9 protein-coding genes are annotated in these 11,785 nt (G+C 58.5%); 7 read left to right on the forward strand and 2 right to left on the reverse strand.

Annotated elements, in window-relative coordinates; genetic code table 11:
* Positions 1–44 precede the first annotated feature (44 nt).
* The 5 genes from OH764_RS21525 to OH764_RS21545 are packed head-to-tail and all read left to right on the forward strand — an operon-like array spanning position 45 to position 6,262.
* The gene (locus tag OH764_RS21525) at positions 45–1,160 is read left to right on the forward strand and encodes a glycosyltransferase family 4 protein (RefSeq protein ID WP_498850718.1); all 1,116 of its coding nucleotides are present in this window, start codon (positions 45–47) and stop codon (positions 1,158–1,160) included.
* A gap of 21 nt (positions 1,161–1,181) precedes the next feature.
* Complete coding sequence (locus OH764_RS21530; RefSeq protein WP_498850719.1) at positions 1,182–2,624, forward strand: hypothetical protein; 1,443 nt, start codon at positions 1,182–1,184, stop codon at positions 2,622–2,624.
* A gap of 42 nt (positions 2,625–2,666) precedes the next feature.
* Positions 2,667–3,677, forward strand: coding sequence for a glycosyltransferase family 2 protein (locus OH764_RS21535; protein ID WP_498850720.1), 1,011 nt, complete (start codon positions 2,667–2,669; stop codon positions 3,675–3,677).
* Positions 3,678–3,705: 28 nt separating this feature from the next.
* Positions 3,706–5,022 carry a lipopolysaccharide biosynthesis protein gene (locus tag OH764_RS21540; RefSeq protein WP_498850721.1) on the forward strand — a complete coding sequence of 439 codons (1,317 nt, stop codon included), beginning with the start codon at positions 3,706–3,708 and terminating at the stop codon, positions 5,020–5,022.
* A 52-nt stretch (positions 5,023–5,074) separates the two neighbouring features.
* Positions 5,075–6,262 (forward strand): glycosyltransferase family 4 protein, encoded by a 1,188-nt coding sequence (locus tag OH764_RS21545; protein WP_498850722.1) that lies wholly within the window; start codon positions 5,075–5,077, stop codon positions 6,260–6,262.
* Here OH764_RS21545 and OH764_RS21550 read toward each other — a convergent pair.
* Both OH764_RS21550 and OH764_RS21555 read right to left on the reverse strand, forming a co-directional pair.
* Positions 6,238–6,873 carry a phosphatase PAP2 family protein gene (locus tag OH764_RS21550; RefSeq protein WP_498850723.1) on the reverse strand — a complete coding sequence of 212 codons (636 nt, stop codon included), beginning with the start codon at positions 6,871–6,873 and terminating at the stop codon, positions 6,238–6,240. The two genes, OH764_RS21545 and OH764_RS21550, sit on opposite strands and share 25 nt — an antisense overlap.
* Positions 6,874–6,950: 77 nt before the next feature.
* The gene (locus OH764_RS21555; RefSeq protein ID WP_498850724.1) at positions 6,951–8,198 is read right to left on the reverse strand and encodes an O-antigen ligase family protein; all 1,248 of its coding nucleotides are present in this window, start codon (positions 8,196–8,198) and stop codon (positions 6,951–6,953) included.
* 612 nt (positions 8,199–8,810) lie between these two features.
* Here OH764_RS21555 and OH764_RS21560 point away from each other — a divergent pair.
* Positions 8,811–10,325, forward strand: a complete 1,515-nt coding sequence (locus OH764_RS21560; protein WP_020068490.1) for a mannose-1-phosphate guanylyltransferase/mannose-6-phosphate isomerase — start codon at positions 8,811–8,813, stop codon at positions 10,323–10,325.
* Between the two features lie 39 nt (positions 10,326–10,364).
* Positions 10,365–11,741, forward strand: coding sequence for a sugar transferase (locus OH764_RS21565; protein WP_498850725.1), 1,377 nt, complete (start codon positions 10,365–10,367; stop codon positions 11,739–11,741).
* Positions 11,742–11,785: the final 44 nt, after the last annotated feature.

Below are 11,785 nucleotides of genomic sequence, written 5' to 3' on the forward strand. Positions count from 1 at the left end.
CGAGTTGCTACGTCGTTCGATGAACTCGCAAAACGGAGAAGCAGATGGCGTTTGCAATCAACGGTAAATTCACTTCGCAGCCGGTCACGGGCGTGCAGAGAGTCGCGTATGAGTTGACGAGAGCGATGCAAATGCGGGTTCCGCCGGGCGAGAAGCTCGAGGTATTCGTTCCGCGCGATGCAAAGGAGCCGGGCGCGCTGCTGAAATGGCAGCGACGCTTCCCATGGCTTCGCGGCACGCTGTGGGAACAGATCACACTGCCCATTGCCGCGAGAGGCGTCAGGCTCGTCAACCTGTGCAACATGAACCCGGTGTTGAAACGCCGGCAGGTGGTGATGCTCCACGACATGGCGGTGTATGACGTACCGGGCGGGTTCTCCAAAAAGTTCGTGCTGTGGTACCGCCTTTGTTTCTTCATACTGCCACGAATGCAGCCGATGATTCTGACGGTGTCGAAGTTCTCCCGATCGCGCATCTGCCATCACCTGAAGATCGACGAATCGCGAGTCGCGGTTGTAAGTCCCGCTGCGGACCACCTGGACCGCGTTACCTCGGACCCTGCGGTGATCGAGCGACTCAATCTCGTCAAGGACGCCTATTGCGTCGTGGTCGGCAGTCTCGATCCACGCAAGAACCTGCAACGCGTTCTGGAAGCGATAGAGAAGCTCGGGCATCTCGACCACGTCAAGTTCGTAGTGGTCGGCGGCAAGAATGCACGCGTCTTCAATAGCGAACTCGCGGAAGAGAAGCCGCAATCGGAAAGAGTGGTGTGGGCCGGGTTCGTCACCGACGGCGAGCTGAAAGCACTCTACGAAAACGCAGGGTGCCTTATCTTTCCGTCGCTGTACGAGGGTTTCGGCTTGCCTCCGCTCGAGGCCATGTATTGCGGCTGTCCCGTAGTCGCATCGTCGCTGACCTCTATACCGGAGGTTTGCGCAGATGCGGCGATGTATTGCGACTCCACATCGGCGGACGACATTGCCGCGAAGATCTCTCTAATGATGACAGACGACGTATTGCGGCAACGTTATAGGGCAAAGGGACTCGCTCGTGCGCGCGAATTTCGCTGGGACGTGACCGCGCAAACCGTGCTCGAGATTCTCAAGGGGCAGGCGGGCGTGCGGTTGTCTGGCGTGCCGGCCCGCGCGTCGGCGGGCTAGCGCATGTCGGTAGGCAGGCCAATGTTTCGCATTCGAAAGAGTGTTGGCAGACGTCGGGCGTTGGGAACAATCGCGGCCCTTTTTGGTGCGGCCATAACGCCTGCGCGCGGCAAGACTTCGTCGTCGGCCGGTACAGTGCCGCAAGCGCAAAATACGGGCGGTCGCAGGATCACGGACCTGATCGGCTCGAACGGATGGGCTGGCGCAAGCAACGACGTCGAGATGTGGCGGCAAATGGGCATCACCTGGGGGCGCGATTCGGTCGGCCCCGGCCAGCCGGATTCACCCGCGGAGCCAATGCGTGTCGACAAGACTGGATCCCAGTTCGACAACGACCTTCCGTCAGCGCTGCTGCTGAACAATCGCAATGGCATCAAGTCGCTGTTGCTGCTTGGCTATACGCCACCCTGGAATGCCACCGTGCCCGGTGACAGCAATTCTGCGCCCGTGGATGTCCGGGCGTGGACCCGTTACGTCGAGGCAGTCGTGCGCAAGTACTCCGCACCGCCGTTCAACCTGCGCTATTTCCAGATCTGGAACGAGGCGGCCGGGAAATTGTCCGGCGGTTTACCGCAGGCTACGTTCTGGCACGGTCCGAACTTCAATAAGGACGAAAAGCACGCGAAGCCGTACGAGCGTGCGATGCAGGACTACGTTGAACGAGTGCATCTACCTGCCGCCCGCATCATCCGGAAGTACAACGCGTATATCGTCTACGGCGGTTGGCCCGATCAGGGCGGCGTGTCCAACTTCTGCAAGTGGCTCGAGTACCGAAGTCCCGCTTCGAATGAACGCATGCTGGACTGGGTCGACTATCTCGACACGCATTACCTGGGCGTCGCCGATCTCGATCCGCTGTATCAGCAATACGTGAAGAACGGGCCGGCGCGCGGTATCTGGCAGACCGAAATCGGCGATGCGTACATGAAGAATCCGCATTACCTGCCGGAGTACTTCTTCGACTTTGCGGTGTGGGCGCTCGATCGTAACTGGAACGAACCTAACAAGTACGTGTCCATGATCTATCACTGGGACGGATACGAGCCGTTCCGTCTTACTCATCGCGGTCCACCCAGGCGGACCTACAACGTGTCGGGCAGAAGCCTCTGCGTACTTCATCAGACTGTTTCGGGCTCGCTGGCAAGTTTGGCGAACCCGTTGAAATTTGGTGCAGGCGCGTCCGGCAGCGGTCTGCGCTCCGGCAATGACATCGTGCTTCAGGTTAATGGATCCGCCGGGTGGCGCACTGTGACAGTTGCGGGGCTTAAGCGGCCTTCGGGCCGCGAAGTAAAGATTGATTTCATAGACGCGGTGACGGGCACAGTAAGTGCACCTGATGCCATTACGACCACTTGGAGTGACGACAGTTTGCAAATGCGATTCAAGGTGCCGGACAAGGTCAATGGCGCCGAAAACGATCCGCCAACCCACCTTGCTTACATCGCCGTCCGCTCGCTTGCGTAGCAATTCCGACTCACCGAAAACTTCAAAATAGCGTCGAATGCCATGAACCAGGTCACAGTTGTCATATGCAACTACAACTACGAACGCTATCTAGCGGCCGCGATCGATTCCGCACTCAACCAGGACTATCCAGGCACGCAGGTTGTCGTGCTCGACGACGGTTCGACTGACGGATCGCGGAAAATTATAGAAAGCTACGGTAGTCGGATTACCGCGATCTTTCAGGAAAACGGCGGCCAGGTCGCCGCATACAACCACGCGATCAGTGCGCTGGAAACGGAATACGCGATCCTTCTCGATTCGGACGACATCCTGTATCCGAGCGCCGTGTCGGAGGTAATGCAAGTCTTCAATAGCGGCTCCTGGGCGAAGGTGCAGTTCCGGCTCGACGTCATGGACGCAAGCGGAGCGGCGACAGGTGCTTACGTGCCGAACACCGAACCGCCCGTCAATTGCGGAGAGCTGCTGCAGGCGGGGTGGCTCTATCCGTCGCCGCCGGCCTCTGGGAACGCGTATCGGGTGAGCGCACTCAAGCAGGTATTTCCTATTCCCGCGCCGGGAATCAATCGCTACGGCGCCGACTTCTTCGCGATCTACGGTGCTGCATTAGTCGGCCCGGTGGCCACGGTGCGCAAGTCGCTTGGCGGCTATCGCGTGCATAACGCCGACGGCGGCACGGTGTCCTTCGCAAATTCGGAACAGATCTCCAAGGCGCCGAAGGCGCTGGGCATGCGCTGGGCGATCCTGAGAAATATCGCGCGGTCGCGTCTGGAGATCGAGCTGCCCGCGACGTTTCATGATTTTGGCCACGAGAAGGCGATCTTCTGTTCAAGCGTGTATCGGGCGACGCTCGTTCATCGGTGGCGCTGGATGTTGCACGATTCGCGCGGCTACCTGCATGCGATCGTGGCCAACCCATTCTGGAGCGTGAAGAAGAAGTTCGGCACGCTGTTTCTTTCCGGCCTGTGCCTCGTACCGTACTCGCCACTTTCTGACTTCGTCGTTCGCTACATATCGAACCCGCTCGCACGCCGACGCGTGGCACAGCGCTAAGGTCAGGAATACGCAATTGGAGAACGGAATGGAAAGACGAGACAACGCAAGCGTCATTGCGTTCGTTTACGGCGGATATTTGATGAGGTACGTGTACCTCATCATCGTGGTGCCGTTTTATGGAAGAATTCTCGGCGTGTCCGAGTACGGGCGGGTGCTCGCGTCGATGTCGCTCATGAACGTGATCTGGATGCTCGTGAGCTACGGATTTACGTTTGTTGGAATGCGCGAAGTCTCGAAGGCGCATTCGGTGCAAGAGTGCAATTCCATCTACTCGCTGCACGTCAGCGCGCGTCTATTGCTGGCCGCGCTCGGCGGATGCATTGGCCTCGTCGCCACCATGTGCTCGCCGACATTGTCTGAGCGACCTCTTATCGGTGTACTGGCTACATTGCTCGGCATCGTCTCGGCGCTGAATCTGGGCTGGCTATTCCAGGGGCGTCAGCGTTTTCGTACGCCGATCATGATCGAGGTCTTCGGCTTCGCCTTGAGCCTAGTTCTAGTGTTGAGCTTCGTGAAGGAGCCTTCGGATTCGGTGTGGGTGCTTGCGAGCCTGCTGATAGCGGGAGTGGCGTCGTCGATCATTTCGTATGGCATTACCACTTCACAACTGGGATTGCCGCGTCTGAAATTAGAAGGCGTGATGCCGCTGATTCGCAGCTCGACGATGCTGTTCTGCTATTCGTCCGGCTCCGTGGTACTCACGGCGTCGTCGACGTATCTGCTGACGCTGTTGTCCACGCCTGCGCAGGTCGGGTATTTCGGCGCGGCTGAGCGCTTCGCGACTATCGCGCTCAGCCTGATGGGCCCCGCATCGCAGGTATTCGTCCCGACGATTTCGCGGCAGCTTGCTCATGGCGATAAGGACGGCGCGCATGCAACCACTCGCCAGGGCGCGGCGCTTCTGCTCGGCTATGGCCTACTCGTTTTTTGCGGCGCAATGACGTTGTCGCCTTTTGTCTTGCCGCTGATTCTCGGGCCGGCGTTCGAGCCTGCCGCTCGGGTTCTTCAATGTTTCGCATGGATGTTCCCGTTCGTCGCCTTCAACGAGTTCGTCGCGTTCTATGTATTCGTTCCGCGCAGAAAGGACCGGCTCCTTGCGTTTGCGGGAGTGGCCTCCGGCCTCGTCAATCTGGCCGCGGCGCTGCTTCTCGCGCCGCGTTTCGGGGCAATTGGCATGGCAACTGCGCGGGTCATCGGCGAGGCGACCCTCGCCGTCATCCTGATGGTCATCATGGTCCGGCTCGAATTGGTTGGGCTCGTGCCGGGCGCACGGCGCGCTGCAGGAATGCTGGGGCTTGCATGGGGCGCAAGAGCCCAAGCAGGCGCGACCAAGGACGACTGAACCGGACTGCCGGCGCTGAAGCGTCCGGCGCGTAATCTCACAGGAGGTTGAAGTGAAAGTCGCTATTGTTCACGATTGGCTCGTGGTTTCGGGCGGCGCAGAGAAGGTTTTAAAGAGCATCGTCGAATGCTTCCCGAAAGCGGACATCTTCTCGATTGTCGACTTTCTCGAAGATCGCGATTGTGTGAAGGGTAAACCTGTCAACACATCGTTCATTCAGAAGATGCCTTTTGCGCGTAAACGTTATCGGGCGTATCTGCCGTTGATGCCGATCGCGATCGAACAACTGGACCTGTCTGCCTACGACCTCGTTATTTCGAGCTCGCACGCGGTGGCCAAGGGCGTGCTGACGGGCCCCAATCAGATTCACATCAGCTATGTGCATTCGCCGATTCGCTATGCGTGGGATCTCCAGCATCAGTATCTACGCGAATCGCACCTGAACAAGGGCTTCAAGTCCATTATGGCCCGTGCGCTGTTGCACTATATCCGAGGGTGGGATTCGCGTTCGGCGAATGGAGTGGACCATCTGCTTGCGAATTCGCACTTCATTGCGCGAAGAATCAGGAAGGCGTACCAGCGAGACGCTACGGTTATCTATCCGCCGGTCGATCTCGACAACATGGTCATGTGCACGCAGAAGGAGAACTTCTACGTGACCGCATCACGCATGGTGCCGTATAAACGCATAGACCTGATCGTGCGGGCTTTCTCGCAGACGCCGGAGCGCAAGCTAGTGGTGATCGGCGACGGCCCGGAAATGAAGCGCATCAAGGCGGTCGCGGGCCCCAACGTGACGATACTGGGCCACCAGCCTCTGGAAGTGCTGGTCGATCATCTGCGGCGCGCTCGCGCTTTTGTGTTCGCTGCGGAAGAGGATTTCGGCATCTCCGTGGTGGAGGCTCAGGCATGCGGGACGCCGGTGATCGCGTTCGGCAGGGGAGGCGCACTGGAATCGGTTGTAGGCTTGCCACTTGAGCAACCAACCGGTGTCTTCTTCGGTGAGCAGACGGCTGAATCTTTGCTCGAAGCAGTAACACGGTTTGAGCGCAATGCTACGTTGTTCGACCCGGTCAATTGCCGCCAGAATGCCGAACGGTTCTCGACTGAGAACTTTAAAACCGCATTGACGGATTTCATTGACGCACGGCTTCTTCGCAGCTCAATCGAACAGCTCCGCCCATACCTCGTGCGCGAGCGGGCTGTTGAAGAACGTCATCTGGCGAGCGTGCCTTCGTAAGTCTGAAGGCGATATTTGACGCGGCCGGCAAGAGCCATGATCGAGTGAGCGTGGCTGTGTATTTGCGGGGACCGCGTTTCAATAAGCCGCTGAAGCGGCGCCTGGTGTCCATAGGCGAGCGCGCAGACGAACAGAAGGCTCGCGGCCAACCACGCGGGCCGCGCACGTTCGGACTGCTCGGAAAGGGCCTTTCGCAGGAACATCAGGCCTACGATCGCGCCAAGAATCCACCCTGCAATCACCTCCGGCAAGGTATGCGAGAGGTCCATCAGGCGCGATACGCCCGTTAGCGCGCCGATTCCCATTCCAGCCGCAACTCCTAGCGACGGCGGCAGACGCCACCACTTCAATTGCAGTGCGAGCGCGACCATCCACACGCATGTCGACAGCATCGCGTGGCCGCTAATCACGCGGAAATGCGAGGCGGGAAAAGAAATGCCCCAGCCGGCGTAGAAGATCTTGCTCGCGCCGACAATGGCGATGCCGGCAGAAAGCATGACGATCCACCGGCAGGCGAGCTTAACGTTAAAGAGAGCGATCCAGCAGGCGCAGACAGCGGCCACGGGTAAGGTGACGGCGGCATCGCCTATGTTGGTGAATACTGTCCACATAGGGTTCCCGTTCTTGTTGGGTTTCGCTATAGCGGGAACTGACGTTCCCGCTACAGCGCGGCAGGCGTAGCAACTTCTTAGACGCGACGGCGGACCAGCGATTTGCGCCGATTGAATTCCGCAGTGATCGCATTGGCGGATTGTGACGCCAGCAGCAGGGAGATGACGAGCGAGAGTATCAAAACGTTCGAAGGCGACACGAGCCGATGCTCTGTTGCCGCCATGACCAGCAAACACACGGACGAGATTTCGACGAAGCGGAACGCAGAAAAGTTCTGGCCGCCTCCGACCAGTGCACTGGCAGCCGCTCCATCTTTACTCCACTCCACCAGCTTCCAGAAGAAGCTCAGCGTGAGGAACAGACCCACCACACCAGTTTCGGCGAGCGCATTCAGGTAAGAGTTATGAGCGTGCGAATCACTGTGTTCGACCACGATGTCGGAAGGCGCACCGAACAGGTGAAAGTACGACGTTACAGTGCCGATGTGATCGTCGAATGAACCAAAGCCGAGGCCCACGATCGGGCTTTGCTCAAAATAGGCGAGGGCGCGCGGCCACAGCCATTCGTAGCGGATGTTGAGGTTGGCGACCTTGGCATCCTGATTGTGGATATTGAACGGGTAGCCCATGTAGTCGATGGTCCCGTCGGTGTGGAAGACGGCCATTGCAAGGGAGCCTGCAATCAGACCGCCCATCAACACAGCCAGTAGCCAGCGCTTACGGCCGAAGTAGAGGTATGGCAGTACTGCTGCGGCACCGAGCAGAGAGCCGCGACTGTATGTTGAAAACAGCATCATTGCGTTGGCCGCGATCAGCGCGAGCAGCAGTTTGCTGCGCTTTTGCAGATAGCATCCAACACCCAGGCAGAACAGCATTGCGAAGAATCCGCCCGCTGCGTTGCGCGCGATGAAGTAACTGCCGAAGCTGTTGTCGGGGTTCGTGAAGATGCTCAGTATGCCGGTCTCGACGACGTAGTAAGCGTACGGCGGAATATTGATCCCGACCGCGAAGATGAAGAACGTGCGAAGCACTTTGTTCAGATCCAGCCGATGCACATAGAGGCAACCGGCAAAAATGGGAGCGTAGGAAATGAAGAAGTTGCCGTCGCGCCGGTAAAACTCGAATTCGGTAAACGATTTCGGATCGTAAAGCAGCGTGGATACGACGATTAAAGCGGTCAGCGCCGTCAATGGTGTAATAAAAGCCGGATAGCGCCGGCCGAAAAAACGCCATGAGCAAAGAACGATCGGTACAAAGCCGACCGCGCTAAGAGGCACGAGATTCGTAACAGTAAGAAACAACGCAAGTAGCGAAATGTAAGCCATTGCGACTCCCGAAAAACAAATGGCGCATAGCCTGCAATGACATGGCCATTACGTGCGAACACAACCTGGTTGGAGATGCGGCGCGCTGCAGCGGGGCGGCGAACCTGAATTGAATTGGGTCCTGCGTATGGATGAATGAGCTACCCAAGCACCCACGAAGGTACCACGTATAGGCACTGATTTCCACGCGCTGCCGCACAGACGGCGGCGATAACAATGGTCTCGCAGACGTGCGCGCTCGCTAATGCCACCACGCTGGCCAAAACCTCAACTGTTCGCGCCACGATTGCTGTGGTGCAGCGTGAGGTGTCTATGATTGATCACATCGAGTAATGCTTCAGTGGCATCTGCATTCTGGCGCCACGCCGATATGTATGCCGTTTGTTTTTTCGTGAGCGACCCGCTGCTGCCTGAGTGCGCAAGGGTGGACGCTCACGGACGAGAACCCGGTGTGCATCCTTGCTTTACGCGGACAGAACGGCTCGCGTAGCCCGTTGATGCCCACACCCCGTCATTGATCACATGTGAGACCGGAAAGTGCCGACGTATAGCGTATTTCGTCGGCGCTTATGCGATTAATCGCTGTCCGGCCCATATGTCTTGGAGCGATAAATGGATAAAGTTTTTGCAACCGCCGGCGAGACGGACTTCGAAGCTCAGCACGTAGCATCCCAGGAATGCCCACCGCTCGCGCAAGTCATTCTCGCAGGCGGCTCGGGCACGCGTCTATGGCCTGTGTCGCGTGAGCAGTTCCCGAAGCAGCTGATCGATGTGATTGGCGATAAGACCTTGTTGCAGGCCACGATGAACCGGATGGATGACTTCAATCCGCTATGGAGCGTCGTGCCCGATCCGGTAATTGTGTGCGGTGCCGAACATTATTTCGCAACTTCTGAGCAGGCTCGCGAAAGTGGCGTGAATGCCCGTATCGTCGTCGAGCCCGGTCGCCGCGATACAGCGCCTGCGCTGACCCTTGCCGCGCTGACAGCAGCATCTGAAGGCACGGACGTAATTCTCGTCGCGATGCCTGCGGACCATGCGATTGCAGATCTGACGGCGCTCCATAAGGCAATTGAAATTGCGGCTCGCCACGCGGACGCGGGCGCTATTGCCACGCTGGGCGTTCCGCCTACCGGCCCGGACACGGGCTTTGGGTATATCCGCCTCGGCAGTGCACTGTCGGACGGCGCACATCGAATCGAACGTTTTGTCGAGAAGCCGGCGCCCGAGCTGGCCGCGCAGTACGTCGAGTCCGGCAATTACTGGTGGAATAGCGGGATGTTCGTAGTGCGCGCATCCGTATGGCTCTCCGTGATCCGTCAGTTCCAGCCGCAAATACACGATGCATGCGTGCGAGCTTATGAAGGCGCCAAGGTCACCGACGGCTGTGTCGTTCCCGATGCTGAAGCGTTCTTGCAGTCGCCGTCGGACTCGATCGATTATGCGGTCATGGAACATTTAGGTAAGCCCGAATCGCCGTTCTCGGGCGTGGTCGTGCCTCTGGAAGCCGGATGGTCGGATCTGGGCTCGTGGGACGCCGTGTGGCAGGCGATGGAGAAAGACGATTGCGGCAACGCGTCGAGCGGACGTGTTCTCTTCGAAGGCGCGACGGCAACTTACGCTCGCTCGCAAGGTGGCCGACTGCTCGCATGCGTCGGTACGAACGATCTGATTGTCGTCGAGACGGACGACGCTGTCCTGGTGGCTGACCGTTCGCACGTGCAGGACATCAAGGGACTCGTGTCGCGTATCAAGGCGGAGAAGTCACCCGAAGCGGATGCGCACAGAAAGGTGCGTCGCCCGTGGGGCTTTTACGATTCGATCGATCAGGGCGACCGTTTCCAGGTGAAGCGAATTGTTGTGATGCCGGGCGCGCGCCTGTCGTTGCAAATGCACCATCACCGCGCAGAGCATTGGATCGTGGTGAGCGGTACCGCTCTCGTCACGCGCGGCGAAGAACAATTTCTTCTTGGTGAAAACGAGTCGACGTATATCCCGCTGGGTATTCGTCACCGGCTTGAGAATCCCGGTTGCGTTCCGCTTCAGATCATTGAGGTGCAATCCGGAACCTATCTCGGCGAAGACGACATCGTTCGATTCGACGATAAGTATGGCCGTGCTGGTTGATCGGCCGTGGCGAACCAGAGAGCGTACGAGGGAACTGCTATGCGATTGATCACAGGTCTAATGGCCAGGCTATTCGATGTGGCGATGATCCTCGGAGGCGCGGTTGCCGCGTCTCACATCCGCTTCGACGATTTCGCGCAACGAAACTTCTACCTGGCATTTGTCGCGTTTGCGGCGGCGTTTTCGCTCGCTGTGTTTCCGGCACTGGGCGTCTATCAGTCGTGGCGCGGCCGGTCGAAACGCGTTCTCGCCGGGCAGGTGGCGCTTGGCTGGCTCGTGGTGCAGGCCTGCGCACTTGCGTTGATGTTCTCGCTGCACCGCATCGATTTCGTGTCCCGGTTATGGTTTGTGTACTGGACCGGCATCGCTGGCGGTGCAATGATCGCAGGGCGCATGGTCACCCACGTTCTTCTCGGACGAGTGCGCAACGCAGGATTGAATCTCCAGAAGGTCGCTGTCGCCGCGTGTGGAGAACATTGCGACGAAATCTTGCGCAAGATGGAGATGGAGCCGGCTGCGGGCTTTCGTGCAAACGCTGTCTACAACCTGCGTCCGGACAAGGAAACCACGATGTCCGTGCCCGTGTTCGAGCAGCGCGCCGCGTTCGCGAAATACGTGCGCGAACAGCAGATAGATGAAGTGTGGCTGGCGTTGCCTTTGTCGGAAGAACGGGCGATTCTGGAACTGGTCGATGAATTCCGCAACGATCTGATCAATGTGCGCTTTATGCCGGATGTCCGGGCGCTGGCCCTTTTCGATGGAAGCGTGACCGAGTTGCTCGGCTTTCCAACCATCAACCTGGCCGCCTCGCCACTGCCGCCGAACGCTCTCGTGAAGAAAGAACTGTTCGATCGCATCTTCGCACTGATTGCGTTGATTGCTGTCTCGCCGATTCTTCTCGCGTGTGCGATAGCGGTGAAACTCAGCTCGCCCGGTCCTGTGTTCTTCAAGCAATGCCGAAAGGGCGCGGACGGCCGCGTCTTCATGATTTACAAGTTCCGGAGTATGCGCTTGCATGCGAAGAAGGAAGGAGTGCTAGAGCAGGCTACGCGTGGCGACCCCCGCATCACAAGGGTCGGACGGTTCTTGCGGCGTACGAGCCTCGACGAGTTGCCGCAGTTCTTCAACGTACTGCGTGGCGACATGTCCGTCGTGGGGCCGAGGCCGCACGCGCTCGAGCACGACGACCTTTATCAGCACATCGTATCGGGCTATATTCACCGCTATCGGATCAAGCCCGGTATTACCGGGTGGGCACAAATCAATGGCTTTCGCGGGGAGACGGACCGCATCGAGAAGATGGAAGGCCGCGTAGCGCACGATTTGTACTATCTTCGGAACTGGTCGTTCGCGCTCGACGTCAAGATCATTTTCGCGACTATATTCAAGGGGCTGCATCATCCCAACGCTTACTGATCCGTCCGTTGGATCGAGGCCCCAGTAATGCAGTGAAGTACGTG

Source organism: Burkholderia sp. M6-3, from assembly GCF_050858985.1.
Taxonomy (GTDB): Bacteria; Pseudomonadota; Gammaproteobacteria; order Burkholderiales; family Burkholderiaceae; genus Paraburkholderia; species Paraburkholderia caledonica.